Here is a 26,482-nt window from a genome sequence, read left to right as displayed (position 1 = left end):
GCTCGTCCTCGGTGCGCTGGTGCTGTCGCTGCTGATGGCGGTCACCGCCTGCGACCTGGTGCGTCCCGCCAGGGTCCCCCCGGCGGCGGGCAGCCCGACCCGGGCTCAGCTGGAGCTGCTGCTCACCGACATCCCGACGGTGTACCGACGACCGTTCCCCGGCGGGTACGACCGCAGCTGCCGATCCGGCCACGGCTGCGTGTTCGGCCCGGCCTGGACCGACGACACCGACGCGCCACGGGGGCGGGACGGCTGCGATACCCGCAACAACGTCCTCGCACTCCAGCTCACCGCCGTCTCCTTCCGCCCCGGGTCGAACGACTGCGTGGTGCAGTCCGGAACCTTGGTCGACCCGTACACCGGGGAGACCCGGCAGTTTCGCCGTAGCGACGCGAAGGCCGTGCAGATCGACCATGTCTACCCGTTGGCGGCCGCATGGGACATGGGCGCGGCACAGTGGACGAGCGAACGGCGAATCCGATTCGCCAACGACGTCGACACCAACCTGCTCGCGGTCGGCGGCGCGGAGAATCAGGCCAAAGGTGATTCGACCCCGGCGCAGTGGCTGCCGCCGAATCCGGCCTACCACTGCTACTACGCCGGCAAGTTCCTGACCGCCGCGCGCACCTACGGGTTGCCGATCACCAACGCGGACCGGGCGACGCTGATCGACGTCGCGCGCCGATGCGAGTAACACATGTGCCCGGGCGGTCACCCGCGCACGACGCGGGGCCGTCATCGGTCGTCACCGGCGAGTCGTCGCAGCAACGGCGTCAGCCGGGGGCCGACCAGCTCACGCATGACCAAGGCCATGTTCGTCCGCTCCACTCCGGCGATCCGCAAGATCCGACCGGCAATCCGGTAGAGGTCGTCGGCGTCGGTGGCGACCACCCGAATCATCAGATCGACATCGCCGGTCGTCCCGCAGACCTCGACGACCTCCGGGATATCGGCCAGCTGGGTGACCACGGAGTCGAGTTGGTGCTGGTCGACCACCGTCTCGACGAACGCCGACAGCGGGTAGCCCAGCGCGCGCGGGTCGACCCGGCGGCCCACATCACCCAAAGCTCCGGCAACCTCCCACCGGGTCAGCCGGGCCTGCACCGTATTCCGCGACAAGCCCAACCGGTGGGCCAGTTCCACCCCGGTCGCGCGCGGGTTCGCCTGCAACGCGAGCAGCATGCGGGCGTCGGTGGAGTCCAAGGTGCTCATCCCCGCAGTATCCCCAACGGCCGTCGTCGACCCGCGCGTTGCTCCCCGAAAATGCGACACGCCCACGATAAACTTGCCGCGAACCATGCTAGGCCCGGTACCGGCAAGCGACTCGCCGCAAACCACGGGCAGTCACGAGGACGCCGATGATTGACGATGCGGGACGGTCACTGTGACCGCCGAGTTCCGGCGAGCAGCCCACCTACACGAACTGGCGGCCGGACGGCTCGCGGCGGGACGGCCCGGCGACGCGCTACCCGCCTGCGCCGAGGCGATCGAGTTGCTGCGGGCGGACGGCGGTGCGTGCTCGGCCGAGATGGCCCGATGGCTGGGCACCCTCGGTGCCATCCGCGAACAACTCGGCGACTACGCCGGAGCGCTCGACGCATTCACCGGCTCCGCCGAAGTGGTCCGGCAGATCGAGTTCGAAGACACCTTCGTCGAACTACAGCTGCACACCATGGCGGCCCTGGCCCGGTTGCACCGGATCCGAGGCGAGTACGACGCGTCCGAACACGAGTACCTGGCCGCGATCGCCGTGGCCAAGAGCGCTTTCGACGACGACGACAGCAAGTTCGCCGAACTGTTGCACGGACTGGCGGTCACCCATCGGTACGCCGGCCGAATCGGCGAGGCGGACGCCGGCGGCCGACGGGCATTACACGCCTACGAGCTCGCTCGCGACCAGGACCCACCGGGGATCGCCGGGGTATGCGAAGAGCTGGGTGAGATCGCCCGAGCCCGTGGACAATTCGGCGAAGCCGAGGCCTACCTTCGCCGAGCGCGGGACATCCGACTGGACACCGGCGGACCCGACACCGAACAGTTCGTCCAGGACACCGCGCTGCTCGCGGCGGTCCTGCACGGTCAAGGCCGATTCACCGAGGCCGAAGAGTTCTACCGCGAGGCGGTCGCCGGCTACGAACGGCTGCACGGACCCGAGCACTACGAAGTAAGCGTGAACCTGAACAATCTCGCCGCGCTGCAGGCCAGCCGCGGACAGTTCGAGGCGGCCGAGCAGACCTACCGCCGAGCCCTGGAGATCAAGGAAAACTCTTTCGGCCCAGAACATCCCGAGGTCGCCTTGACCGTGCACAACCTGGGCGTACTACAGATCCAGCGCGGGAACACCGCTGGCGCGCTATCGCACCTACAGCGCGCCCTGACCATCTTCGACGCCGAACTCGGCTACGACCATCCCCGAACGATGGCCTGCCGGCGCGTGCACGATTCGCTGCTGGACGAAGCGCTGGTATAGCTCAAAGCGCTTTCAGCTCCTCGACCACACCGCCGACGCTCTTCTTCGCGTCACCGAACAACATCGAGGTCTGGTCGGCGTAGAAGAGCGGGTTGTCGATTCCGGCGAAGCCGGAGTTCATCGACCGCTTGAGCACGATCACCGACTTGGCCTGGTCGACGTTGAGAACCGGCATGCCGTAGATCGGACTGGCGGCGTCCTCGCGCGCGGCCGGATTGGTCACATCGTTGGCGCCGATGACCAATGCGACATCGGTGCGGGCGAACTCGCCGTTGACGTCGTCCATCTCCTTCATCGAGTCGTAGGGCACCTCGGCCTCGGCCAGCAGCACGTTCATGTGCCCGGGCATCCGGCCAGCGACGGGGTGGATCGCGTATTCCACCTCGACTCCCTTGGCCTCCAGCAGCGACGCCATCTCCTTGACCGCGTGCTGCGCCTGCGCCACTGCCATGCCGTAGCCGGGAACCACGATGACCCGGTTGGCGTACGCCATCTGGATCGCCGCGTCCGCCGCGCTGGTCGCCTTGGCCTGCTTCTGCTCGCCACCCGCGGCCAGGGCAGCCGCGGTGGTACCACCGCCGAATCCGCCGGCCACGATCGCCGGAATGGATCGGTTCATCGCTTTGGCCATCAGGTTGGTCAGGATGGTGCCGGACGCGCCGACGATCATCCCGGCCACGATCATCGCGGTGTTGTTCAGTGCCAAACCGGCTGCCGCAGCCGACAACCCGGTCAACGCGTTGAGCAGCGAGATCACCACCGGCATATCGGCACCGCCGATCGGCAACACCACCATCAGCCCGAGCACGCCGGCCGCCACCAGCAGCCCGATCATCCACCACTGCGACGCACCGTCGCCGGACGCGCGGACCCCGATCACCACCGCAGCACCCACTGCAGCGATCAACAGCAGCAGGTTGACCGGCTGCTGCAACCGGCCCAGCCCGATCGGCCGGCCGGGCAGGATCTCCTGCAACTTGCCGAACGCGATCAACGAGCCCCAGAACGAGATCGACCCGATAATCGCGGCGAACAGCGAGCCGACGATGATCGGCGCGGTGGGTTCCTCACCGTGCTGGAACTGCGAGAAACCGCTGGTATCGAGGAACTCGGCCCAGGCGATCAACGCCACGGTGCCGCCACCGACCCCGTTGAACGCGGCGACCAGCTGCGGCATCGCCGTCATCTTGGTGAACCGCGCAGGCGGGACGCCGAGCGCGATACCGACAGCCAGGCCGGCGACGATGAGAATCCAGTTGGCGGTGTCCCGGATCGAGATCAGGGTCGCGACCACCGCGAGGGCCATCCCGACTGCGGCGATCTGATTGCCCCGCACCGCGGTCCGCGGCCCGGTCAGGCCCATCAGGCCGTAGATGAACAGCGCGAACGCGACGATGTAGAGAATGCTGACGAGGTTGTCCATCGGGTCTACTCGCTCACCTTCGCCGGGGCCTTCTTGCCCTTGAACATGCCCAGCATTCGATCGGTCACCACGAATCCACCGATCACGTTGAGCGTGCCGAACACCACAGCGACGAACAGGATGATCTGGATGGCGACCGACGGGTGCTCGACCCGGCCGAGGGTCACCAGCGCACCGAGCACGACGATGCCGTGAATGGCGTTCGTGCCCGACATCAACGGGGTGTGCAGGGTGTTGGGCACCTTGGAGATGACCGCGAAGCCGACGAACCCGGACAGCACCAGGATCGCGATATCGGCGAGAAGTTCGGTGTACATGTGCGTTACTTCACCTCACGAGTCACGCAGGAATCGGCGAGCACCTGATCGGAGAAATCCGGTTCGAGCCGACCGTCGACGAGCATCAGCTCCAGCAGCGCCGCAATGTTCTTGGCGTACAGCTCGGACGCATGCTCGGGCATGGTGGCCGGCAGGTTCAACGGCGAGCAGATGGTCACGTCGTGCCGAACCACGGTTTCCCCGGGCACGGTCAGCTCGCAGTTGCCGCCGGTTTCGCCGGCCAGATCGACGATCACCGATCCCGGCTTCATCCCGGCCACCGCCGCCGCGGTGACCAGCCGAGGCGCCGGCCGTCCGGGCACCAGGGCAGTGGTGATCACCACGTCGAAACCCTTGATCGCGTCTTCCAGGGCCTGCTGCTGCTGCGCTTTCTCCGCATCGGTCAGTTCCCGGGCATAACCGCCCTCGCCGGCGGCGTCGATTCCCAGATCGAGCCATTGCGCGCCGACCGACCGGACCTGATCGGCGACCTCGGGCCGCACGTCGTACCCGGTGGTGCGGCCGCCCAGGCGTTTCGCGGTAGCCAGCGCCTGCAGGCCGGCCACCCCAACCCCGAGCACCAGCACGGTGGCCGGTTTGACCGTGCCGGCCGCGGTGGTCAGCATCGGGAAGAAGCGAGTGGATTCGGACGCGGCGAGCAGTACCGCCTTGTAGCCGGCGACGTTGGCCTGCGACGACAGCGCGTCCATGACCTGAGCACGCGAGATGCGCGGAATCGCCTCGACCGCGAAAGCCTGCACTCCCGCGTCGCGCAGCCGGCCGATCGCATTGACCGCATTGCGCGGCGCCAGAAAGCCGATCAGCGACTGGCCCTTGCTCAGCCGATCCACCTCGGCCGGCGACGGTGGTGCAACCTTCACCACGACGTCCGCCGACCACGCATCACCGATGGTGGCACCCGCCTCGGTGTACAGCGCGTCCGGAATCAGCGCCTCGGCTCCGGCACCCGATTCCACCACCACGACCGCCCCATGCTTGACCAGGGACGGAATGATCTTGGGAACGAGCGCTACCCGCCGCTCACCGTCGTTCGACTCGCGAACGACGCCGATGCGCACCGGCCCGGCGGCGGGATCCGACGAGCGCTCGCTCGGCGAAGCGTCCGATGTGTCCACTGTCCGACTTCCCTCTCGTCCGTTACCCCGAACTGACTCGAGAGTAAGTTATGCCGTGCGTTCAGGCCAAGGGAGCCTATCCGAATCGCGCCGCCGCATCGCCGAGAACGGGTTCCGGCCCGGCAACTGTGTTGGACGCCATACAGTTGGCCGGTGACACCCTGCATCTTCTGCGGAATCGTACGCGGGCAGGCGCCGGCGACGATCGTCTACGAGGACGACGAGCTGCTGGCATTTCTGGACATCCGGCCGATCACTCGCGGGCACACGCTGGTGATCCCGAAGCGACACGCGACCGACCTGGCCGAACTGCCGCCGGACACCGGAGCCGCGATGTTGCGTGCCGGACAACTGCTCGCGGCTGCGATGCGCGGTAGCGACCTCCGCTCGGACGGCACCAACCTGGTGCTCAACGACGGCCGGGCCGCGTTCCAGACCGTGGGCCACGTCCACCTGCACGTGATCCCACGGCGCACCGGTGACCTGCGCGGTTTCATCACCGGGCTGGTGCTTCGGCGCAACACCGACCCGGTGGGCACCGGCGCGGCGATCCGGGCCGGACTGCGTCGCACCGCCGGCAGCTCCCCGATCACCGACACCGACCGAAGCGAGAGCGGAGAACCCGCGTGACCGACAACCAGGCAGCTGTCACCGATGCGTTGCTGGAGACCTGGGACACCCTGGACACCCGACTCACCGCGTTGCCGGCCGCGGACTGGCGGACGCCGACGGCCCTACCCGGCTGGAGTGTGCACGACGTGGTAAGCCACATCGTCGGCACGGAGTCGATGCTGTCCGGTGCGCCCCTGCCGGCCTGCGACATCGACGTCCGCAGTCTCGACCACGTACGCAACGAGATCGCGGTGCTCAACGAGTACTGGGTGTCGGCACTTCGCGAGCTGACCGCAGCCGAGCTGACGAGCAGGTTCCGTACGATCACCGGGCGCCGCCGCGAGTTCCTCACCGGGCTGGACGCCGCCGCGTGGGCCGCACCGACCCCGTCGCCGATCGGCGAGACCAGCTACGGCCGTTTCATGCGGATTCGGTTGTTCGACTGTTGGATGCACGAGCACGACATCGCCGACGCGGTCGGCTGGACCGTCGACGAGGGCGGACGACGCGGTGAACTCGCGATCGACGAGATCACCGATGCGCTGGCGTACCTGATCGGTAAGCGCGGCAAGGCACCGGACGGGGCGCGAGTCACGCTCGAGCTCACCGGACCGGTGGAGCGCACGTATCACGTCGCCGTCGAGGGCCGGGCACGGATCGTCGACGCGCTGGACGGGCCGGCCACGACGACGATTCGGTTGGATTCGCGGCTGTTCACCCGGCTCGCGGGTGGCCGGACCGATGCCGACCGGCATCCGGACGAGATCGAGTTCGCCGGCGACACCGCGTTGGGCGAACACCTCGTCCGGCGGCTGGCGTTCACCATCTGAGCCGGTGCGGCTGTTTCTGGCCGGCTACCGGTTCGGCGCGCACCGAGACCGGTTCGTCGCCCTTGCCGGCGGGTCCGGCCCGGTGGCCGTGGTGGCGAATGCCTGCGATGCGTGGCCGCCCGCGGCCCGGTCCGCCGCGGTGGCCGGCGACCTGGGCCCGCTGCGATCGCTCGGCTTCACCGCACGGGAGATCGATCTCCGGCGGGACCCGGCAACGGCGCTGGCCGATTTCCCGGTGGTGTGGGTACGCGGCGGGAACACCTTCGTGCTCCGCGCAGCGTTCGCGCGGAGCAACGCCGACACGGTGGCCGTCGATCTGATCCGGCAGAACGCGCTGGTGTACGCCGGATACAGCGCCGGCGCATGCCTGCTCGCACCGTCGTTGACCGGACTCGAACTGCTCGACGACCCGGCCGACGCCGGGCCGGAGCTCCGCTGGGACGGGCTCGGGCTGATCGCCGCCTCGATCGTGCCGCACCATCGCTCGCCGCTGGACATCGACGGCGGCGCGGAGCGGCTGATCGCTCGCTACCGCGCCGCGGACATAACGCATCTGCCGTTGACCGACGACGAGGTGCTGGTGGTGGACGGCGACGCCGGCACGGTGCTGCACTGAATCGGGCCCGGCCGTCCCGGGCTGCGCCCGAACCGCGGATCGAGACCGATCAGCCGAACTGCACCAGCGGCGCCATCCGATCGAGCGCCGCCCACGTGGTCGTGCAACGACGTCGGGTAACCGCATCCGCGCTGGTCAAGACCGCGTCGAGCAACTGCCGGGGGCTGTTCTGCCACCGCTCGCCGAGGTCGTCCAACTCGGCCGCCGCGACCATGCCCGATCGCTCCAGCTCGGCGACCCATTCATCCACCTCACCGCGGTGGATCTGTTCGATGGCGTCGTACCGCACACCACCGTCGAGGAAACGGGCCGAAAGCATCGCCGACACCGCCTCCGCCCCGAACGACTCCTTTTGCTTCATTTCCGCAATCCCTCCGTAGCGAGGCAGCGATCGAATGAGCCGGAACGGTAGTGATCGAACAGGCACGTTGGCATCGCCCCTGGCAAACAATCAGGTAACGGAGGCCGTAAAGAGATAGTCGGTCTATTTTCGACACGCCGCGGGCTACCGTACCGTTTCCGGATGTGGACCTGAGCGAGTTGATCCGCGATCTTCCGGACGGTGCCGTCCTGACCGACCCCGACCTCACCGAGCGATACCGGCAGGACTGGGCCCGCGATCCGGCAGCCGTCGAACCACTGGCGGTGGTGCGGGCAACCAGCACCGCCGATGTGCAGACCGTGCTGCGATGGGCGACCACACATCGCGTTCCGGTGGTACCGCGCGGCGCCGGCTCGGGCCTGTCCGGCGGGGCGACCGCAGTGGCCGGCGGGATCGTGTTGACCACCGAGCGGATGCGCGCGATCACCGTCGATCCGGTGACCCGTACCGCGGTAGCCCAGCCCGGCCTGCTCAACGCCGAAGTGAAGCGCGCCGTCGCCGCACACGGCCTCTGGTACCCGCCGGACCCGTCCTCGTTCGAGATCTGCTCGATCGGCGGCAACGCCGCGACCAATGCCGGTGGCCTGTGCTGCGTCAAGTACGGCGTGACCAGCGACTACGTGCTGGGAATGGAGGTCGTCCTGGCCGACGGCAGCGCGGTTCGGCTGGGCGGCCCGCGGCTGAAGGACTCCGCCGGACTCTCGCTGACCAAGCTGTTCGTCGGTAGCGAAGGCACCCTCGGCGTGATCACCGAACTCACCCTCCGGCTGATTCCGGCGCAGCCGGCACAGAGCACGGTGGTGGCGTCGTTCGCCACCCTGGACGCCGCATCTGCCGCGATCCTGGCGATCACCCGGGAACTTCGTCCGGCGATGCTGGAGTTCATGGACCGCGTGGCGATCAACGCCGTCGAGGACGCGCTGAACATGGGTCTGGACCGGAACGCCGAAGCATTGCTCATCGCCCGGTCCGACGCGCCCGGCAGCTACGCCGGGCGGGAAGCCGAGCTGATGCTGCAAGCCTGCACCGAGGCCGGCGCGGTCGAGGCGTTCCACACCGACGATGCCGCCGAGGGCGAAGCCTTCACCGCGGCGCGCCGATTCGCCATCCCGGCCGTGGAACGACTCGGTGACCTGCTGCTCGAGGACGTCGGGGTGCCGCTCCCCAAGCTGCCGGATCTGGTCACCGGCATCGCGCGGATCGCCCGGCACCGCAATGTCACCGTGTCGGTGATCGCCCATGCCGGGGACGGCAACACCCACCCGCTGATCGTCTACAACCCCGCGGACGCCGCCCAGACCGAACGAGCACAGTCCGCGTTCGGCGAGATCATGGAGCTCGCGATCGCGCTCGGCGGCACCATCACCGGCGAGCACGGCGTCGGCCGGTTGAAGAAGCCGTGGCTGCCCGACCAACTCGGCCCGGAGGTGATGGCCCTGACCGAGCGGATCAAACGAGCGCTCGACCCGGACGGTATCCTCAACCCCGGCGCGATCCTCTGACCCCGACACCGGCCGCGGACGTCGCGCACCCGGCCAGGTTGCAGCAGACATGTCGACTTCCATCGAGCACAATCCCGCACAACACCGGTTCGAGATCCACGTCGACGGCGAACTCGGCGGCTTTGCCCAGTACGCCGAGCACGACCGCACCCGGGACTTCAACCACACGGTCACCTACCCACAGTTTCGCGGACAAGGCCTGGCCGAGCAGGTGGTCCGGTACGCCCTCGACAGTTCCCGGACCGATGGCTACACCATCGTGGCGACCTGCCCGTACGTGGTGAAATTCATCGCCGAGCACCCCGAGTACGCCGAACCGGCCGGCTGAGCGGCGCTCGCTCAGCCGGCGCGATCGACCAACGCTGCGGCGTGCAGCCGGTAGCCGCGCGCCTCGTAACCGACGACCGCAACTACCGGGGCCAACGCCACGATCACCAGACAGATCGCCACCGGTGCATGCATCGCCGCGGCGACTGCCGCGATCACCAGTACGAGCAACGAAACCGACCCCAGACCGAGATACATCGGCAAGATCCGGCCGACCAGGTACGACGTGAGCAGCACGATCGAGATCACGTATACCCCTACCGGGATCGCCACGGTGAGCACCGCGGCGAGCTCGCTGATGTGCGCCTCGTGCTCGAGGTAGTAAGCGACAACGTGGAGCCCGGCACCGACCGCGACGATTGCGGCGAAGACGAGATAGTGGCCGTAACCCCAGACGAACGCCTTGCCCCGCTCCGCCTCGAGTACCTCGGCAGACGGCAGCAGAAAATAAACCCACCACATGGCCACGGTGAGCCCGACCCCGGTGATCGCGATCAGCCAGGTCTGCCAATCCCAGCCCTGCTCCTCGACCGCCGCCGACAGTGACACTGCGCCGCCGACGATGCCCTCGCCCAGCGCGATGATCGCCAGCAGCGAGTAGCGTTCCGCGATGTGGTCGGCGTGCCACGGCGTCGGCGCGTTGCGCTCGCCTACCACCGGCCCGACCAACTCGATCCCGACCATCACGAGCACCATCACGACCGTCACCGGAATCGAGAAGTTCACGATGATCAGCAACACCCAACCGAGCTGCGCGACCGCCAGGGTGGTCGCGTAGATCAAACAGGTCCGCCGCAATGCTCCAGAACAGCGGCGGGCGGCCCGCAGCCATTGGGCGAGCATCGCGACCCGCATCACGACATAGCCGGCGACCATGACCCGGTTGTCCAGGGTGTCGCCCTGCTCGAGCGAGTCGAACATGGCCGGAATGCCCAACGCGAAGATCACCACCCCCACCATCTGCACGCCGGTGGTCACCCGGAACAACCAGTCGTCGGTGTCGAACGCCGAGGCGAACCAGCTGTAGTTGATCCACGCCCAGACGATGGCGAACACGGCGATACCGAAGCCGATCAGCCCGTTGCGCCAATGCCCCTCGGCGAACGCGTGCGATACGGCGTTTCCGGCGAAACTGAACGCGACGACGAAGGTGAGGTCGAACAGCAGCTCCAGCGGTGTGGCGGCGCGGTGCGCCTCAGCCGGATCGCGGCCGGTCATCCGACGTAGGCGGTGTGCGCGGGCGAGCCCAGCGTTGTCGTCCGATACCGAGGTGGTCACCGCGTCATCATCTACGACCCCGCCGAGTCGCGGATCGCCACCTCCGTCGGATCGGGCGGGCTGGGCCGCGGGTGCCACTCGCCGGGCGTCGCATCCGCAGCCTCCGGCCCGCCGACACCGGTCGGCTTGGCTGCTCCGGCCTTGGCCCGATACATCGCCCGGTCCGCATCGATCATCAGGTGGGTGAGGCTGCCGACCGGGGCGGTCGCCGCACCTGCGCTCGCGCTGATCGCCACCGCCGGCAGCTCGTCGAGCCGAACGCCGGCGATCTGCTCGGTGAGATGCTGCGCCTCCTGGGTGGCAGCGCGCTGGGCCTGCCGGGGGTCGGCCGACGGCTCCAAGACCACGACGAACTCGTCGCCGCCGATCCGCGCGACGCAGCCGGCGCTCGACCGAGTACGTTCCAGCCGGCGTGCGACTTCCACGAGGACGGCATCTCCGGCATGGTGACCGTACCGGTCGTTGATCGATTTCAGCCCGTCCAGATCGATCACCACCAACGCCAGATGTAGCTGTGGGCGGCGCGACGACTTGACCAATCCGGCCAGGTCATGAGCCAAACCGGCCCGATTTGCGACACCGGTCAGCGGATCGGTCCGGGCCGCATGTTCGGCCACGGCCAACCGCAACTGCAGCTCGCCGCATTGCCAGCGACTGGCCAACAAAGCCGCCACGAGTACAGCGGTTCCGAAACCGACGAGAAGTCCTACTTCGTTCACCGCGCATCCCTCTATATCTGCGCGGTGCCGCCCTCCCCGCATCACGCGCCCGACCGCCGGCGAGTCCGAGCTGCGGAGTCGCACGGTCCCGTAGCTGCGCAGGAACACCGGCCCCGGACCCGATCTTCCGGATGGTTCGAGTTTCGCAGGGGTTAGCGTTGTCCGCAAGCTATGCTGCAATTGCATTTGCACCGTATGGCGTGTCGGCCGGGTGGCACGCATGGCCTGAGAGGTACCGCATGCCGGACCAGCCCAGCCGAGTCGATGTTTCCGACGCGGCCGATACTCCCGCCGACATCGGCGCTCCCGACCCGATCGGCGTTTCCGACGATTCGTTCCGGTGGCGTAAGAGCTCTTACAGCAACCCGAACGGAAACTGCGTCGAGCTGGCCGGGCTCACCGGCGGCGCGGTGGCCGTGCGCAATTCCCGCCACCCCTACGGCGAGGTGCTGGTCTATACCCGGGCCGAGATGGTCGCGTTTCTCCACGGAGCCAAAGCCGGCGAGTTCGACGATCTCATCGTCTGACCGGTAGGCCCGCCGCGGCTCCAGCGGTCCGCACTGCGGCCCACATCGAAAGTTCTCGATCGATTGCTGTGGCAGACTGGGCAAGAGTTCGGTGTCGAAGCGGAGGCTGGTAATGATCGCGCAACCAGATCGCGGTCGTCGGCCGGTGGCAACCACCGACGAAGGCCCGACCGTGCTGCGAATTGCGCTGGGTGGCCAGCTCCGCCAGCTACGGGAAGCCGCGGAGATCACCCGAGAGGCGGCCGGCGACGCGATCCGCGCTTCGCACGCCAAGATCAGCCGCTTGGAGCTGGGTCGAGTTGGCTTCAAGGAGCGCGACGTTCGGGACCTACTGACGCTGTACGGCATCCTGGACGAGGCCGAGCGGTCAGTTTTCCTGGAGTTGGCTCGCCGGGCGAACACCCCCGGCTGGTGGCACCGATTCGGTGACGTACTCCCGGCCTGGTTCGAGACCTACATCGGACTGGAACAAGCTGCCAGCTCGATCCGAACCTACGAGACCCAGTTCGTACCCGGCCTTCTGCAAACACCCAGCTATGCACGGGCGGTGATCGCCCTCGGCGCCGGCCGGGATCGTCCCGCCGACATCGAACGACGGGTCGAGCTCCGGATGAAGCGCCAGAGCATGCTCGGCCGAGCCAAGCCGCCGACACTCTGGGCGGTGGTCGACGAAGCAGTCCTGCGTCGGCCGGTCGGCGGGATCGACGTGACCCGGGAACAGATTCGGCACCTGCAGGAACTCACGCTTCGGCCCAACATCAGCATCCAGATCCTGCCCTATGCGGCGGGCGGCCACGCTGCGGCCGGCGGCTCGTTCAGCCTGCTTCGGTTCGCTCAACCCGATCTGCCCGACATCGTCTACACCGAACAGTTGACCAGTGCGCTGTACCTGGACAAACGTTCGGACATCGAGGTCTACCTCGGCGTGATCGATCGGCTGGCAGTCGAGGCCGAACAGCCGGCGCGCACCGCCGAGCTGCTCGCCGAGTTCGCCACTCAGTTCTGACCGTCGCTATCCTGATCGTGGTCTATGCGCCCGTTGCGGCGGCGCCGGCGTCGGGTGGGGCCGGCGTCGGGTGGTGATGCCGTCGGGGTGGTGATGCCGACGAAAGGGATGTCCCGGTGCCGGGTTACACGGACGAACTGTGGTCGCAGACAGAATCGCTGCGGGCAGCCATCGACGATCTGGAGTTTCTCCGCCGACTGGGCGACGGCACCCTCGCGCCCGATGTTTTCCGGCATTACCTCGAACAGGACGCGCTGTATCTGGCCGGCTACGCGAAGGCACTCGCGCTGCTCGCTGCGCGCGCGCCGGATCCGACCCGGGCCGCCTTCTGGGCGAAAGCCGCTGCAACGGCCGCGGTCGAGGAGGCGGCACTCCACCGGGACCTGCTCGCTTCCGGTGAGATCACCAGCGCGGCAACGCCGATACCGTCCCCCACCTGTCTGGGCTACGTCTCGTACCTGATCGCGACCGCGGCCACCGAACCGTATCCGGTCGCTGCCGCGGCGGTCCTGCCCTGCTTCTGGATCTACGCGGACGTGGCCAAGCGGCTGGCCGCTCAGGCGAACGCGGTACTTGCGGCAAACCCCGACCACCCGTACGCCCGCTGGATCGCGGCCTACGACGCGCCCGAGTTCCAGGCCGAGGTAGCCGGGGCGCGGGCGGCCGTCGAGGCGGCGGCCGCGACGGCGACCGCGACCGAACGCACCGCGATGGCCGCAGCGTTCGGCTACGCCACCCGCTACGAACTCTTGTTCTGGGACACTGCGCTGCATTCGCAGCCCTGGCCGGAAGGCTGAACCGTGCGCCGATCCGTCATCGTTCTCGTTGCCCTGCTCGCCCTGGTCACGTCGTGCGCCACCGACCAGCCGCAGGACAAGACCACCATCCGATTCGCCCTGGACTGGATGCCGAACACCAACCACTCCGGACTCTATGTGGCATTGCGCCAGGGCTGGTTCGCCGACGCCGGACTGGACGTCCAGGTCGTACCGTACGGCCAGACCGCACCGGACAACCTGATGGACTCCGGCAACGCCGAGTTCGGGATCAGTTTCCAGAGTTCGTCGGTGTTCGCCCAGGCGGCGGGAGCCAAGGTGGTCTCGGTCCTCGCCCCCCTGCAGCACCGCGCCACCGCGATCGGGGTGCGGGCCGACCGAGCGGATCTGGTCAGCCCGAAATCGTTGGACGGCAAAACCTATGCCGGGTTCGGTGATGCCGGCGAGGTCGAGGTGTTGCGCCAGATCATCCGCAACGACGGCGGTACCGGCGACTTCCGCAACGTCACCCTGGGCACCTCGGCTTTCGCCATGGTGTACTCCGACCAGGCCGACTTCACCGTGCCGTACCTCACCTGGGAAGGGATCGAAGCCCAACTCAACGGGACCCCGTTCAAGTACTTCCAGTTCAGCGACTACGGCATCCCGGACGAATACGCGGTCGTGATCGATGCCAGCCGCGCGTGGCTCGCCGACAACCCGGATGCAGCGCGAAAGTTCGTCCAGGTGTTGCAGCGCGGCTACCAGCTCGCCGCGGACGATCCCGCCAAGGCCGCCCAAGATCTGATCGACAGCAATCCGGACAGTTTCGACGATCCGGCGTTGGTCACCACCAGCCAGAACCTCCTTGCTGCCGAATATATGAAGGACGCCGACGGGAAGGTCGGCAATCAGACTCTGGCCCGATGGACCGACTACTCCCGGCTGCTCTACCAACACGGCCTGCTCGCCGATGGCGAGGGGCAACCGCTGACCCGGGAACCGGACTGGTCGACCTACTTCACCGATGCCTACCTCGCGAATCCGTGAGCTGATCCCGGCCGTCGCGGCGCTCGCCCTGGTGTTCGTGAGCTGGCAGATCTACGTGGTGACGAGCGGAGTTTCGCCCCGGGTGCTGCCGTCGCCGAGCCGGATTCTGGAACAGGGGTGGGCCCATCGCGGCGATATCGCACCCCACGCGCTGGCCACGGTCGAGGTGACCGCGGTGGGCTTCGCGCTGTCGCTGAGCGCGGCCTGGATCCTGGCCACGACAGCCGACTTCCTCCCCTGGATGCGGCGGGCGCTGGTCCCCCTCCTGGTGGTATCGCAGACTCTGCCGATCATCGCGGTCGCGCCGTTGATGATCATCTGGTTCGGAATCGGCCTGCTGCCCAAGGTATTACTGGTTGCGCTCGCGACGTTCTTCCCGATTGCGGTCGGGCTGATCGAAGGATTCGCTGCGACCGGCCGCGACGCCACCGCCCTGTTCCGGAGTATGGGTGCGTCCCGCTGGCAACAGTTCCGCTACTTGCGTGTTCCGGCCGCCATGCCGCGGTTTTGCACCGCGCTGCGGATCGGCGTGACCTACGCCGTCGTGGCCGCCGTGTTCGCCGAGTACGCGGGGGCCGAACACGGCCTCGGGGTGTACATGCTGCGACAGAAACAGATCTTCCGGACCGACCTGGTGCTGGCCGCGGTTCTCGTCACGTCGGTGCTCACCCTCCTCCTGTACGCCGCGACCTACCTGGTCGAACGCTTGATCGCACCCTGGGCGGCGGCGGATCGGGCGCGGAGTGCGCAGCGATGAGCAAGGAGATCCGGCTGGCGAACGTGTACAAGTCGTTCGGCCCCGACCCGGTGCTCGACGGCATCGATCTGACCGTCGCGCCCGGCGAGTTCGTCGCCGTCATCGGGCCGAGCGGCTGCGGCAAGAGCACCATGTTCGACCTGGCTGCCGGGCTGATCCGGCCGGACTCCGGCGAGATCAGCATCGGCGGCGAGCCCGCGGCCGCGGGCACACACTGCGGCTACCTGCCACAACGCGACCTGCTCTTCCCCTGGCGCACGGTGCTGGCGAACACCAGCCTCGGCCTGGAACTGCAGGGCGTGCCCAAGCGGGTCGCCCGCGATCGCGCCCACAGCCTGTTTGCCCGCTTCGGGCTGGCCGGATTCGAGTCGGCTCGACCCGCCCAGCTGTCCGGTGGGATGCGGCAGCGCGCGGCACTGCTGCGCACCGTATTACCCGGGCGGGAGGTCCTCCTGCTGGACGAACCGTTCGGTGCACTGGACGCGCTGACCCGGACCGACATCCATACCTGGCTGCAGCAGATGTGGGTGACCTACCGCTGGACCGTACTGTTGATCACTCATGACGTCCGGGAAGCGGTATTCCTGGCCGACCGAGTCGTGGTGTTGTCGCGCAGACCTGCGCGGGTCACCGGAGTCGTCGAGGTCGCGCTGCCACGCCCACGCACGGTCACCACCCTGACCACCCCGATGTTCGCCGCCGTGGAGCGAGATCTGCTCGGTCGGATCGAGTGGAGCCGGAACGATCCGGACCCGATCAGCTCAACCGAATGATTCCGGTGCCGCCGGCGTCCGGAGCGTTACCCTTCTTCCACTTGATTCCACAACCGATACTGGGTATCTGCTCGACGTCGACCGACGTTCCGGCCGACACCTGGCGGACCGCCGCGTCGAGCGCATCGCCGGTGACCGGTTCGGCGTTCTTCGGCGTCGCTGCATCGAACCGACCACGATAAGCAAGGCGCCGGGCAGCGTCGAACAGATAGAAGTCCGGGGTGCATGCGGCCCGGTAAGCGTGTGCGACCTTCTGGTCGTCGTCGACCAGATACGGAAAAGTCCAGCCCCATTCCGCAGCCTGGGTGACCATTCGTGCCGGCGCGTCGTCGGGATAGCTGTCCGCGTCGTTGCTGTTTATCGCCACGACGCCGATACCCGCCGCCGCCCACTCCTCGGCCCGCCGAGCGAAGACCGGTGCGATGTGCCGGACATAGGGACAGTGATTACAGACGAAGGCGACCAGTGTCCCGGTCACGCCGTACATGTCGATCGAACGAACGACATCGCCGGCCGCATCGGGCAGAGTGAAGTCGGGGGCGACGGTGCCGAGATCGAGCATGGTCGAGTTGACTGCCATGCGTCGAGCGTACGTGGGGAGTCGGCAGCCGCGGCACCAGCAGAAAACCAAAAATGCGGACTATCTTCCTGTTTTTTCCCGGATAGCTGCATGTAGCTCCGGAAAATTTTTCTATATCTGAATGCGTATATGCCTACGGGCGCTGGTAGCCTACAAAGTGCGGCCGCAACGGCCGCCGAAGAGATAGAAAGAGAAAGTTCGCATGGCACAGGGCACGGTCAAGTGGTTCAACGCGGAAAAGGGCTTCGGCTTCATCGCCCCCGCAGACGGTTCCGCTGACGTCTTCGTCCACTACACGGAGATCGAGGGTCGGGGGTTTCGGACCTTGGAGGAAAATCAGGAGGTCGAGTACGAGCTCGGCCAGGGAACCAAGGGACCACAGGCGCAGAGCGTTCGCAAGCTCTGATCTTCGGGCACCCTCTCTGTCCCCCAGTGCCGCTCGGCGCCGGGGGACAGTGGTATGTAAGCCCTGATAGGTATACCGAGCCCTGCTGCAGGTACAGCGGGTCCTGATTCAGAGGTCCGCGATTGCAGCAAGGGGCGGTGTCCGAGCCGCCCGGATCGCCGGGACCAAAGCCGCAACCACACCGACCACGGCAGCGGCGATCAGCATCGCCACGAGCTGCCCCCACGGCACCGCGATCCGGTCGATACCTTGATCTCGGAGTGTCCGGATGAACGCGGTACCGAGTCCAAGGCCGAGCAGCACCCCGACCACCGCACCGAAGACGGCGATCAATGCCGCCTCCAGATAGATCATCCGCCGTACCTGCACCCGCCGAGTGCCCACCGCCCGCAGCATCCCGATCTCGCGCCGCCGCTCCACCACCGACAGGGCCAGGGTGTTCACGATGCCGAGGATCGCGATCACGATCGCCAACGCGAGCAGTCCATAGAGCACGGCGAGCAGGGTGTCGATCTGCCGGGCCTGCTGACCTTTGTACTGCTCACGGTCGAGCACCTGCACCACGATGTAGGGCCCAGTCGCCGCTTCCAGCGGCGCACGCAACTCGGCCGGGTCGGTCCCCGGCGCCGCACGAACCAGTGCGATCAGGTCCACCCGTTGGTTTGCCGGAGTCATCGCCGTGTAGACCTGATCCGGGACCACCCAGTCGCCCAAGATCGGCGTGTCCGCGTAGACCCCGGTGACCCGCTGGGTGACGCGTTGTCCGCCGTAGCCGTTCAGCGTCACCGTGTCGCCGACCCGCCAGCCCCGCGCGGTCGAGGTCTGCTGCGATACCAGCATCCCGTCGTCGCCGAGTTCGGCGGAACCTGCGACGGTCCGAACGGTGACCACGTCACCCAGCGGGCCGCGGAACGCCACCCCGGTGACTGCCGAGCCGTCGCCTGTCGTCGCCGACACCAGATGCATCGCGACCACCTCGGCGACGCCGGGAACACGGGCTGCGGAGGCCGCGGCCGCCGGCGGCAGTCCCACCAGCTGCGGTCCGGTCAGTACGTAGTCGGCACGCACCCCGGTGTCCACCGCCGCATCCACGCTCGCCTTGGCCGACGCGCCCAACGTACCGATCGCGGCCACCAGCATCAGACCCAGAGTGAGCGCAAATGCGGTTGCCGCCGAGCGGCGCGGGTTGCGTACCGCGTTGCCCCGCGCCAGCCGGCCGACCACACCGAACAGCCGCGCCGGAACGGCACCGAGCCCACCGAGCACCCGCCGCGCGAGCGCGGGCGCCGCCAGCAACACCGCGACGATCAGGCACAACGCGCCGATGCCGACCGTCGTCGCCGCGCCCGCGCCGACCGACCGGGCACCCCAGCCGGCGAGCACGATGCCGAGCACCGCCAGGACGATGCCACCGACGGTGCGTTGCCGTAGCGAGTCGTCCCCGCCGGCGAATTCGGCACGCATCGCTGCCACGGGCGGAATCTTCGCCGCCCGGCGCGCCGGCCCGTACGCACTGAGCGTGGTCACCAGCACTCCGACCAGCACCGTCACCGCCGCCGCAGACGGCGGCAGCCGCAACGTTCCGGTCGGCAGTCCGACCCCGAACGCGTTGAGCACCCCGGACAGAACATAGGCCAGACCCACTCCGCCGGCCAGTCCGAGCAGGCTGCCGATGATCCCGACGACCAGTGCCTCACCCACGACCGATCGGCCGATCTGACCGCGGCTCGCGCCGATCGCGCGCAGCAACGCCAGCTCGCCGAGCCGCTGCGCGACGATCATGGCGAACGTGTTGTAGATGATGAACGTGCCGACCAACAGTGCGATCGCCCCGAAAGCCAGCAGAAAGTAGTTCACGAACTGCAACGCGTCGCCGATCCGGCCCTGGAGCTCGGCCCGGACCTGATCTCCGTCGCGAACCGTCAGGTCCGGGAACCGGTCGGCCAGCCGATCCCGCAGCTGTGTCCGATCGGTTCCCGGCGTGGCCGCCACATCGACATACGCGACGTGCTCGCCATCGGTGAACAAGTCCCGCGCCTGCGCCTGCGCAAACAGGACGCCGACATACCCGCCGGTGTCCAGGTCGGAACGGTAGATCCCGGTCAGCGTCACCTCCTGGAGACCGACGGCCGGCACCAACACTTTGGTTTGCGCGCCGACGCTCAACCCGGACCGATCGGCGGCGCTGCGATTGATCGCGATCTCGCCGGGCCGGCTCGGCGGGCTGCCCACAACGAATTCCGGCGATTCGGCGAGTGCCTGGTCCGGTGGTAGATAAGCCTCGCCGACGCTCTGCGCGCCACCGGCCTGAACCGCCGTGCCGCCCGGTGTGAGCAATACGACCTGACCGATCTCGGCGGGCGCCACGCTGCGTACCCCGGGCGTGTCCGCGATGGTCGGCAGGTCGGCCAGCGGCACTCCGGCAGCCCGCTGGTCCGGGCCCGCCACCCGGACGTCGACGCCCGCTGCGACGTCGCCGAAGACCCCGTCGAACGTCCGCTGCAGGGTGTCGGTGAAGATCAGCGAGCCGGCCACGAACGCGGTGCCCAACACCACCGACAGCACGGTGAGCACGAGCCGCACCTTGTGTGCCGCAAGGTTGCGCAACGACACCTTGCGCATCGGCGAACTCACGACCGAGCCACCGGAGATTCCTCCAGCCCACGCATCCGGTCCAGAATCGAATCTGCCGTCGGGTTGCGCAGCTCGTCCACGATCCGGCCGTCGGCCAGGAAAACCACCCGATCGGCACATGCCGCCGCACGCGGGTCGTGGGTGACGATCACCACGGTCTGGCCGAACTCGTCGACCGCCGCGCGCAAGATCGCCAGAACCTCGCCGGACGAGCGCGAGTCGAGATTTCCGGTGGGCTCGTCACCGAACAGGATCGCCGGCCGCCCGACCAGCGCCCGGGCGCACGCGACCCGCTGCTGCTGGCCGCCGGACAACTCGCCGGGGCGGTGGTTCAGCCGGTCGGCCAGACCGAGCCGCTGCACCACCTGGTCCAGCCAGGCCCGGTCGGCCTGCCGGCCGGCAATGTCGGACGGCAGGGTGATGTTCTCCAGCGCGGTGAGCGTCGGCACCAGGTTGAACGACTGGAAGACGAAACCGATCCGGTCCCGGCGCAACGCCGTCAGTTGATCGTCGTTCAGCGCGGTCAGTTCGGTGTCCCCGATCCGGACCGAACCCGAGCTCGCCGCATCCAGCCCGGCCAGGCAATGCATCAACGTCGACTTGCCGGAACCGGACGGACCCATGATCGCGGTGAACTCACCCGCCGCGAACTCGACGTTCACCCCGTCGAGTGCCCGCACCCGAGTGTCACCGGAGCCATAGTCCTTGATCAGATCGGTGGCCTGGGCCACGGCGACCAGATCGGTGGCCTGGGCCACGACGACCAGATCGGTCGCCTGGGCCACGGCCGGACGCGCACTGTCGGGGTCGGGTGCGGCGGCGGCCGGCGGCAATCCAGTCATCGAAACGATCAAACCCCTTCGATATCGGCCCCGGCAATCCACCGGGTGGTCGCGGGCGCGAAGAGCGCTCCGATGGTGGCCAGTACGACCACCCCGAGCAGCACGCCGAACAGCGGCTGATGGGACTCGGTGAGCATCGACCACGCGACCGGCAACAACAGAATCTGGGCCACCACCGCGACCGATCGACCTCCTCGGCGACCGCCGAGCAACGCCAGCCCCGCGCCGAAGACCGCACCGCCGAGCAACCCGAACCATAGCGCAGTGCCGAATCCACTGGCCTGGCTCTGGTCGGCACCGAACAGCGCTCGCAGCACCAGGACCACCGCAACGGTCAGTCCGACCGCACCCTGCAGCGTGACCAACGCACCGGCGATCCGGGCAGTCGTCGGCTGGGTGGTGGCGGGAACTCGCTCGGGCACGGAACCGAGTCTAGGAGCCGATACGCTCATCCCCCGTGCGTGCCCTGCTGATCGTCAATCCGAACGCCACCTCGACGACACCGGCTGCGCGGGATTTGTTATCGCACGCACTGGAAAGCCGAATGCAGCTGACCGTAGCGCACACATTGCATCGCGGGCATGCCGCCGAACTTGCCCAATGGGCGGCGTCGAATCGGATGGATCTGATCGTGGTGCACGGGGGTGACGGCACGGTGAACGAGACGATCAACGGCTTCCTGCCGCCGCCCGAGCTGGCCGACGGGCAGGAGTGGGCGCCGCTGTTGGCGGTGTTACCGGGCGGATCGGCGAACGTGTTCGCCCGTTCCCTGGGGATCTCGGCGGATCCGGTCGAGGCGACCAATCAGTTGCTCCGGTTGCTCTCGGTCGGCGCGCATCGCCGGATCGGTCTCGGGTACACCGACGACCGCTGGTTCACCTTCAACGCCGGACTGGGGCTCGACGCTCGAGTATGCGAAGTTGTCGATGCCGGGCGCAGTCGGGGGCGCACCGCAACACCTTCGCGTTATGTGCGAACCGCGGTACGCGAGTTCTTCCGCGAACACGGCTCCCCACCACGACTGACCGTCCAGGTCGGCGACACGAATCCGGTAAATGGCGTGCATTACGTATTCATCTCCAATTCGAGCCCGTGGACCTACCTGAACACCCGGCCGGTACACACCAATCCCGGGACCACGTTCGATGGCGGATTGGGCGTGTTCGCGATGCGAACATCGGCCGTGCTGCCCACCTTGCGGATGACCGGGCAGTTGCTGGCACCTCACGCAGAGCCCAAGTCGCGCAAGCTGTTCCGGCTCGACGACGTCCCGTCCGTACGAGTTACCGCGACCGAACCGGTACCGGTCCAGGTGGACGGCGACTACCTCGGAACTCGGGAACGAATGGACTTTCGCGCATTCGCCGCCGCCCTGGACGTCGTCGCTCCCGCTGCCGATTCGAGATGATCATCGGGATGCCCCGCAAAAACACGGTTGACGGAGTATGAAAGAGGGCGCAGACTCTCGGCTGGGGATGCAGGGTGAGTTTCGCCACGGTGCGTGCACGACCATTGACATCTGCGGTGGTCGTGAAAGCATTCACAAGCAACCGTGCGGAGCCCCAAAAGGGGTAAGCACATGTTAACCGACCACGATCGACTCGGGTGCCTACGGGTGCCCCGGATAGGAGCAGAGGGATGGACTGGCGCCATAAGGCAATCTGTCGCGACGAAGATCCGGAGCTGTTCTTCCCAGTAGGAAACAGCGGCCCGGCGCTCGCGCAGATTGCCGATGCCAAGCTGGTCTGCAACCGGTGCCCGGTGACGTCGGACTGCCTGTCGTGGGCACTGTCGTCGGGTCAGGACGCCGGTGTCTGGGGTGGCATGAGCGAGGACGAGCGGCGTGCGCTCAAGCGACGCAACGCACGCACCCGGACTCGCAGCGCAGTCTGACCACCGCAGCGCAACGCAAGGCCCGGCACCCGGTGGGTGTCGGGCCTCTTGTGTATCGGCCGGATCAGCTGCGGCGAGGAGTCAACGACCGGATCGACGGCCCAACGGGACGCGCAGTGTAGCGTCCGTCCCGCCGTCGGGCGCCGGATGCAATCCGATCGAGCCGCCCAACTCGGCGTTCACCAGTGTGCGGACGATCTGCAAGCCGAGCCGGTCGGACGAGTCGAGCGTGAAGTCGGTCGGCAGGCCACGACCGTCGTCGTGGATCACCACATCGAGCCAGCGCGCCGAACGCTGCGACCGGATCGCCACGGTGCCGGTCGCGCCCGGCGCAAAAGCATGCTCGATCGCGTTCTGTACGAGCTCGGTCAACACCATCACCAACGGGGTGGCGCGCTCCGCGGAGAACACGCCCAGCGAACCCTCTCGGCGAATCTTGATCGGCACCGTATTCACCGTCGCAACATCTGCCATGATCGGCAGCAGCGCGTCGACCACGCCGTCGAGGTCGACCTGTTCATCGACCGACATGGACAACATCTCGTGCACCGCGGCGATCGACGTGACCCGGCGGACCGACTCGGTGAGCGCGACCCGCGCCTCTTCGTTGTCGGTGCGCCGCGCCTGTAGCCGAAGCAGCGCCGCCACCGTCTGCAGGTTGTTCTTCACCCGGTGATGGATCTCCCGGATCGTCGCGTCCTTGCTGAGTAGGGCCCGATCTCGACGCTTGACCTCGGTGACATCGCGAACGAGGACCGCGGCACCGTCCAATCTGCCTTGCGGACACAGCACCAGGGTGCGCAGCAACACCGTCGCGCCATGTGCCTCCACCTCCATCCGGCGCCCGGATCGGCCGGCCAACGCCGCCTGGATATCAGCCACCACCTCCTGCGCATCGAACGGATCGGTGATCAGCGACTTGGTGACGACCGCCAGGTCTTCGCCCTTCAGATCGGCGGTCAGCCCCATCCGGTGGTACGCAGACTGCGCATTCGGGCTGGCATAGACCACCGTGCCGTCCTGGTCGAGCCGGACGAAGCCGTCGCCCGCGCGCGGACTGGAATGGGTGGCCGAGCGGTCCTCGCTGGCGGGTGGGAAGGTTCCGTCGGCGATCATCCGGCACAGGTCGTCGGCGCACGCCAGATACGCCCGTTCCAACTCGCCCCGCGATCGGACCCGCTGTACGTCGGTGTCCCGGCACATCACCGCAATCACGTCGGTGCCGCTGCGAACCGGGATCAGCTGGAGCTCGCGGTCCGGCTCGTCGGGCCCGGCGCCGGTCAGTTCGGCCCGGACGATGCGCCCTTCGGCGAGCGCCCGGAACACCGCAGCGTGCGCGGTCCGCGAAGCCAAGCTGCCCACCATGTCCGTGGTCAGCACGGTCGGCGCCGTGGTCGGCCGGCACTGCGCGACGCACACCACGTCGGCGCCATCCTCCAGCTGGCCTTCACCGACCCACAGCAGGAGGTCCGCGAACGACAGATCGGCGAGCAGTTGCCAATCACCCACCACCCGCTGTAGGTGGTCGACCGCGGCGCCCGGCAGATCAGTGTGCTCGGCGAGCAGTTCGCTGAGCGTGGACATGAGTCCTCCTAGCCGATAACGGCGATCAGGTCGCCCTGCTGGATCACGTCGCCCGCCGCGACATCGATCGACGCAACGGTCCCGGCGGTCTCGGCGAGCACCGGTATCTCCATCTTCATCGACTCCAGGATGACCAAGGTGTCGCCTACGGTTACCTGATCACCGACGGTGGCGACGATCTCGAAGACGGTGGACACCATCTCTGCCCGAACATCCTCGGCCATACGTGCTCCTCTTCCGGCCCGCCCGGCGGGCTGTGGTCGGTACAGCAAACCACACATGAAACAATCGCAGCCGGACAGCGGACCGCGAGAGAAGGGAGCGATTCGTCATGGGAAAGCGCGGCCGGAAGAAGCGTAGCCGGAAAAAGAATGCCGCCAATCACGGCAAACGACCGAACAGCTGATCGGTGGCTGCCGCACCGACCCGCCGACGTGGCGATGGTGCGGCAGCCGGTCAGGAGGGGTCGATCCGACGGACGATCACGGTCTGGCGGATCTGCACGGTCAGCCGTTGCCGCAGCGCCTCGGGCGCCCGCTCCCCGCCGCACTTGCGGCTCAACATGGCCTTGATCTGCTGCTCCACGCCGTAGGTCTCGAGGCACGCGACGCAATGATCGAGATGCTGCTGCAGCCGCTGCCGGGAGACCTGGTCGCATTCGTCGTCGAGCACTCGCCAGACGTCGTAGATGACCCCGGCACAGTCGAGTTCGTATCCGTCGTCGACGCTCACCGCGCCACCTCCGACTGCTCTTCGGCGTCGCCCGCCGGAGCCTGCCGGACGAAGCCACGCTCTCGTGCGACGTCGGCGAGCAGCTCGCGCAGCTGGCGCCGACCCCGGTGCAGCCGCGACATCACCGTGCCGATCGGCGTACCCATGATCTCGGCGATCTCCTTGTACGGAAAACCCTCCACGTCGGCGTAGTACACCGCCATCCGGAAGTCCTCCGGGAGCTGTTGCAACGCGGCCTTGATCTCGTCGTCCGGCAGCGCGTCCAACGCCTCCACCTCGGCCGACCTCAGTCCGGTCGAGGAATGCTCGGCCGTAGCCGCCAACTGCCAGTCGGTGATCTCGTCGGTCGGATACTGCGCCGGCTGACGCTGCTTCTTCCGGTACGAGTTGATGTAGGTGTTGGTCAGGATGCGGTAGAGCCAGGCCCGCAGGTTGGTGCCTTCCTTGAAGGAGGCGAACGCAGAGAATGCCTTGACGTAGGTCTCCTGCACCAGATCCTCGGCGTCGGCCGGGTTCCGGGTCATGCGCAGCGCGGCACCGTAGAGCTGGTCCAACAGCGGGAGTGCGTCGCGCTCGAACCGACTCACCAGATCGGTGTTCGGCCGGCCCGGCGATCCGTCGTCCGGCGCCGCCACCGCGCTCGTGGTGCCGTCCTCATCCGTGTCGGCCACGCTGATCCCTTCGCTCGGTATCGAGATCGAATCTACCGGGCGGTCGAGCAGGAGCATGGACACGTTGCCTCCTCCGTCGTTGTCGCCTCGATAGAACACACCTGACGGCGCTCGTGTTCCCGGCCGCTATGGTCGCCGACCATGGTGGGTTCGGCGACCCCGGCGACGAAGGTACTGACGACGGCCGACGTCGCGCATCGGGTACACAGCTACCGGCACGAGCGACGAACGACCGCCTACGGCGATGCGGCGGTCGACGCCCTGGCAGCGACCATCGGGGTCGTGCCGGCACAGATCTTCAAGACCCTGGTCCTGCAACTCTCCGGTGGAGCGTGGCCCGGTCCGGCCCTCGCCGTCGCTGTACTTCCGGTGCCGACCACACTCTCGCCGAAGTCGGCCGCCACGGCGCTCGGCGCGAGCAAGGCGACACTGGCGGACCCGAGCGACGCGCAACGGCGGACCGGCTACGTGGTCGGCGGGATCTCCCCGCTGGGTCAGCGAACCCCGCTGCCGACGGTGATCGACAGCTCGGCGACCACCTGGGACCGGGTGCTGTGCAGCGCCGGTCGGCGCGGGCTGGAGATCGAACTCGCGCCCGACGATCTGATCCGACTCACCGCCGCCACCGTGGCGGACATCATCGTTCGATGACCCACCGGG

At 67.7% G+C, this 26,482-nt stretch carries 33 protein-coding genes; 18 read left to right on the top strand and 15 right to left on the bottom strand.

The window, feature by feature from the left end:
• Positions 1–34: 34 nt before the first annotated feature.
• Entirely contained in the window at positions 35–694 is a 660-nt protein-coding gene (locus KV203_RS04780) for an HNH endonuclease family protein (RefSeq protein WP_066468759.1), read from the top strand.
• A 41-nt stretch (positions 695–735) separates the two neighbouring features.
• Here the strand turns inward: KV203_RS04780 and KV203_RS04775 are convergent, their stop codons facing one another.
• Entirely contained in the window at positions 736–1,212 is a 477-nt protein-coding gene (locus tag KV203_RS04775; protein ID WP_066468426.1) for an Lrp/AsnC family transcriptional regulator, read from the bottom strand.
• A 172-nt stretch (positions 1,213–1,384) separates the two neighbouring features.
• On the opposite strand from KV203_RS04775, the gene KV203_RS04770 reads away from it, so the two are divergent.
• Positions 1,385–2,470 (top strand): tetratricopeptide repeat protein, encoded by a 1,086-nt coding sequence (locus KV203_RS04770; protein WP_066468428.1) that lies wholly within the window; start codon positions 1,385–1,387, stop codon positions 2,468–2,470.
• Position 2,471: 1 nt separating this feature from the next.
• Here KV203_RS04770 and KV203_RS04765 read toward each other — a convergent pair whose 3' ends face one another.
• The 3 genes from KV203_RS04765 to KV203_RS04755 are packed head-to-tail and all read right to left on the bottom strand — an operon-like array spanning position 2,472 to position 5,289.
• Positions 2,472–3,893, bottom strand: coding sequence for an NAD(P)(+) transhydrogenase (Re/Si-specific) subunit beta (locus KV203_RS04765; protein ID WP_066468429.1), 1,422 nt, complete (start codon positions 3,891–3,893; stop codon positions 2,472–2,474).
• Between the two features lie 5 nt (positions 3,894–3,898).
• Positions 3,899–4,210 (bottom strand): NAD(P) transhydrogenase subunit alpha part 2, encoded by a 312-nt coding sequence (locus tag KV203_RS04760; protein ID WP_066468430.1) that lies wholly within the window; start codon positions 4,208–4,210, stop codon positions 3,899–3,901.
• A gap of 5 nt (positions 4,211–4,215) precedes the next feature.
• Positions 4,216–5,289: a Re/Si-specific NAD(P)(+) transhydrogenase subunit alpha gene (locus KV203_RS04755; protein ID WP_066468761.1), complete on the bottom strand. Its 1,074-nt coding sequence runs from the start codon at positions 5,287–5,289 to the stop codon at positions 4,216–4,218.
• Positions 5,290–5,499: 210 nt separating this feature from the next.
• Here KV203_RS04755 and KV203_RS04750 point away from each other — a divergent pair, with 210 nt between their 5' ends.
• From KV203_RS04750 to KV203_RS04740, 3 genes are read left to right on the top strand one after another with little or no spacing between them, the layout of a single operon-like run.
• On the top strand, positions 5,500–5,976 hold the full coding sequence (locus KV203_RS04750) for an HIT family protein (RefSeq protein WP_066468431.1): 477 nt from the start codon (positions 5,500–5,502) through the stop codon (positions 5,974–5,976).
• Entirely contained in the window at positions 5,973–6,788 is an 816-nt protein-coding gene (locus KV203_RS04745) for a maleylpyruvate isomerase family mycothiol-dependent enzyme (RefSeq protein WP_066468433.1), read from the top strand. The genes KV203_RS04750 and KV203_RS04745 overlap by 4 nt, the downstream gene beginning before the upstream one ends.
• 4 nt (positions 6,789–6,792) lie before the next feature.
• Positions 6,793–7,404 carry a Type 1 glutamine amidotransferase-like domain-containing protein gene (locus tag KV203_RS04740; RefSeq protein WP_066468434.1) on the top strand — a complete coding sequence of 204 codons (612 nt, stop codon included), beginning with the start codon at positions 6,793–6,795 and terminating at the stop codon, positions 7,402–7,404.
• Positions 7,405–7,453: 49 nt separating this feature from the next.
• Here KV203_RS04740 and KV203_RS04735 read toward each other — a convergent pair whose 3' ends face one another.
• Complete coding sequence (locus tag KV203_RS04735; protein ID WP_066468435.1) at positions 7,454–7,765, bottom strand: hypothetical protein; 312 nt, start codon at positions 7,763–7,765, stop codon at positions 7,454–7,456.
• Positions 7,766–7,929: 164 nt separating this feature from the next.
• Between KV203_RS04735 and KV203_RS04730 the strand changes: the two genes are divergently transcribed.
• Both KV203_RS04730 and KV203_RS04725 read left to right on the top strand, forming a co-directional pair.
• The gene (locus KV203_RS04730) at positions 7,930–9,288 is read left to right on the top strand and encodes an FAD-binding oxidoreductase (RefSeq protein WP_066468436.1); all 1,359 of its coding nucleotides are present in this window, start codon (positions 7,930–7,932) and stop codon (positions 9,286–9,288) included.
• Positions 9,289–9,337: 49 nt separating this feature from the next.
• A complete protein-coding gene (locus tag KV203_RS04725; protein ID WP_066468438.1) occupies positions 9,338–9,616 on the top strand; it encodes a GNAT family N-acetyltransferase in 279 nt (92 codons plus the stop codon).
• 11 nt (positions 9,617–9,627) lie between these two features.
• Here KV203_RS04725 and KV203_RS04720 read toward each other — a convergent pair whose 3' ends face one another.
• Both KV203_RS04720 and KV203_RS04715 read right to left on the bottom strand, forming a co-directional pair.
• Complete coding sequence (locus tag KV203_RS04720; protein ID WP_246600572.1) at positions 9,628–10,893, bottom strand: low temperature requirement protein A; 1,266 nt, start codon at positions 10,891–10,893, stop codon at positions 9,628–9,630.
• Positions 10,894–10,904: 11 nt separating this feature from the next.
• The gene (locus tag KV203_RS04715) at positions 10,905–11,567 is read right to left on the bottom strand and encodes a GGDEF domain-containing protein (RefSeq protein ID WP_066468440.1); all 663 of its coding nucleotides are present in this window, start codon (positions 11,565–11,567) and stop codon (positions 10,905–10,907) included.
• Between the two features lie 284 nt (positions 11,568–11,851).
• Here KV203_RS04715 and KV203_RS04710 point away from each other — a divergent pair, with 284 nt between their 5' ends.
• The 6 genes from KV203_RS04710 to KV203_RS04685 all read left to right on the top strand — a co-directional run bounded on the left by KV203_RS04710 (position 11,852) and on the right by KV203_RS04685 (position 16,480).
• On the top strand, positions 11,852–12,139 hold the full coding sequence (locus KV203_RS04710; protein ID WP_083529893.1) for a DUF397 domain-containing protein: 288 nt from the start codon (positions 11,852–11,854) through the stop codon (positions 12,137–12,139).
• Between the two features lie 112 nt (positions 12,140–12,251).
• Entirely contained in the window at positions 12,252–13,145 is an 894-nt protein-coding gene (locus KV203_RS04705; protein ID WP_066468443.1) for a helix-turn-helix domain-containing protein, read from the top strand.
• A 116-nt stretch (positions 13,146–13,261) separates the two neighbouring features.
• Positions 13,262–13,942, top strand: a complete 681-nt coding sequence (locus tag KV203_RS04700) for a thiaminase II/PqqC family protein (protein ID WP_066468445.1) — start codon at positions 13,262–13,264, stop codon at positions 13,940–13,942.
• Positions 13,943–13,945: 3 nt separating this feature from the next.
• On the top strand, positions 13,946–14,950 hold the full coding sequence (locus KV203_RS04695; protein WP_066468447.1) for an ABC transporter substrate-binding protein: 1,005 nt from the start codon (positions 13,946–13,948) through the stop codon (positions 14,948–14,950).
• Entirely contained in the window at positions 14,928–15,707 is a 780-nt protein-coding gene (locus KV203_RS04690; RefSeq protein ID WP_066468449.1) for an ABC transporter permease, read from the top strand. The genes KV203_RS04695 and KV203_RS04690 overlap by 23 nt, the downstream gene beginning before the upstream one ends.
• Entirely contained in the window at positions 15,704–16,480 is a 777-nt protein-coding gene (locus KV203_RS04685; RefSeq protein ID WP_066468450.1) for an ABC transporter ATP-binding protein, read from the top strand. The genes KV203_RS04690 and KV203_RS04685 overlap by 4 nt, the downstream gene beginning before the upstream one ends.
• Here the strand turns inward: KV203_RS04685 and KV203_RS04680 are convergent.
• A complete protein-coding gene (locus KV203_RS04680; RefSeq protein WP_066468452.1) occupies positions 16,464–17,060 on the bottom strand; it encodes a thioredoxin family protein in 597 nt (198 codons plus the stop codon). The genes KV203_RS04685 and KV203_RS04680 overlap by 17 nt on opposite strands.
• 202 nt (positions 17,061–17,262) lie before the next feature.
• Here KV203_RS04680 and KV203_RS04675 point away from each other — a divergent pair, with 202 nt between their 5' ends.
• Complete coding sequence (locus KV203_RS04675) at positions 17,263–17,466, top strand: cold-shock protein (RefSeq protein WP_066468454.1); 204 nt, start codon at positions 17,263–17,265, stop codon at positions 17,464–17,466.
• Between the two features lie 108 nt (positions 17,467–17,574).
• Here KV203_RS04675 and KV203_RS04670 read toward each other — a convergent pair whose 3' ends face one another.
• The 3 genes from KV203_RS04670 to KV203_RS04660 are packed head-to-tail and all read right to left on the bottom strand — an operon-like array spanning position 17,575 to position 21,364.
• Positions 17,575–20,088, bottom strand: coding sequence for an ABC transporter permease (locus KV203_RS04670; protein WP_066468771.1), 2,514 nt, complete (start codon positions 20,086–20,088; stop codon positions 17,575–17,577).
• Positions 20,089–20,096: 8 nt separating this feature from the next.
• The gene (locus KV203_RS04665; RefSeq protein ID WP_083529894.1) at positions 20,097–20,942 is read right to left on the bottom strand and encodes an ABC transporter ATP-binding protein; all 846 of its coding nucleotides are present in this window, start codon (positions 20,940–20,942) and stop codon (positions 20,097–20,099) included.
• 8 nt (positions 20,943–20,950) lie between these two features.
• Positions 20,951–21,364, bottom strand: coding sequence for a hypothetical protein (locus KV203_RS04660; protein WP_066468456.1), 414 nt, complete (start codon positions 21,362–21,364; stop codon positions 20,951–20,953).
• 35 nt (positions 21,365–21,399) lie between these two features.
• Here KV203_RS04660 and KV203_RS04655 point away from each other — a divergent pair, with 35 nt between their 5' ends.
• Both KV203_RS04655 and KV203_RS04650 read left to right on the top strand, forming a co-directional pair.
• Positions 21,400–22,350, top strand: coding sequence for a diacylglycerol/lipid kinase family protein (locus tag KV203_RS04655; protein WP_066468458.1), 951 nt, complete (start codon positions 21,400–21,402; stop codon positions 22,348–22,350).
• 230 nt (positions 22,351–22,580) lie between these two features.
• Positions 22,581–22,835, top strand: coding sequence for a WhiB family transcriptional regulator (locus KV203_RS04650; protein WP_066468460.1), 255 nt, complete (start codon positions 22,581–22,583; stop codon positions 22,833–22,835).
• Positions 22,836–22,916: 81 nt separating this feature from the next.
• Here the strand turns inward: KV203_RS04650 and KV203_RS04645 are convergent, their stop codons facing one another.
• Entirely contained in the window at positions 22,917–24,419 is a 1,503-nt protein-coding gene (locus tag KV203_RS04645; protein ID WP_066468463.1) for a sensor histidine kinase, read from the bottom strand.
• Positions 24,420–24,427: 8 nt separating this feature from the next.
• Positions 24,428–24,643: a biotin/lipoyl-binding carrier protein gene (locus tag KV203_RS04640; protein WP_066468465.1), complete on the bottom strand. Its 216-nt coding sequence runs from the start codon at positions 24,641–24,643 to the stop codon at positions 24,428–24,430.
• Between the two features lie 107 nt (positions 24,644–24,750).
• On the opposite strand from KV203_RS04640, the gene KV203_RS20055 reads away from it, so the two are divergent.
• Positions 24,751–24,825 carry a 50S ribosomal protein bL37 gene (locus KV203_RS20055; protein WP_372456759.1) on the top strand — a complete coding sequence of 25 codons (75 nt, stop codon included), beginning with the start codon at positions 24,751–24,753 and terminating at the stop codon, positions 24,823–24,825.
• Positions 24,826–24,875: 50 nt separating this feature from the next.
• On the opposite strand, the gene rsrA is transcribed toward KV203_RS20055, so the two are convergent.
• Both rsrA and KV203_RS04630 read right to left on the bottom strand, forming a co-directional pair.
• Positions 24,876–25,151 (bottom strand): mycothiol system anti-sigma-R factor, encoded by a 276-nt coding sequence (gene rsrA, locus KV203_RS04635; RefSeq protein WP_066468466.1) that lies wholly within the window; start codon positions 25,149–25,151, stop codon positions 24,876–24,878.
• Positions 25,148–25,879: a sigma-70 family RNA polymerase sigma factor gene (locus KV203_RS04630; RefSeq protein WP_246600920.1), complete on the bottom strand. Its 732-nt coding sequence runs from the start codon at positions 25,877–25,879 to the stop codon at positions 25,148–25,150. Before KV203_RS04630 ends, rsrA begins: the two co-directional genes overlap by 4 nt.
• Before the next feature lie 84 nt (positions 25,880–25,963).
• On the opposite strand from KV203_RS04630, the gene KV203_RS04625 reads away from it, so the two are divergent.
• Positions 25,964–26,473 carry an aminoacyl-tRNA deacylase gene (locus KV203_RS04625; RefSeq protein ID WP_066468467.1) on the top strand — a complete coding sequence of 170 codons (510 nt, stop codon included), beginning with the start codon at positions 25,964–25,966 and terminating at the stop codon, positions 26,471–26,473.
• Positions 26,474–26,482 lie beyond the last annotated feature (9 nt).

The sequence above is a fragment of the Skermania piniformis genome (genome assembly GCF_019285775.1).
Lineage (GTDB): Bacteria > Actinomycetota > Actinomycetes > Mycobacteriales > Mycobacteriaceae > Skermania > Skermania pinensis.
Note: the sequence above shows the minus strand (reverse complement) of the source record. Positions and strands in the feature narration are given on the sequence as shown.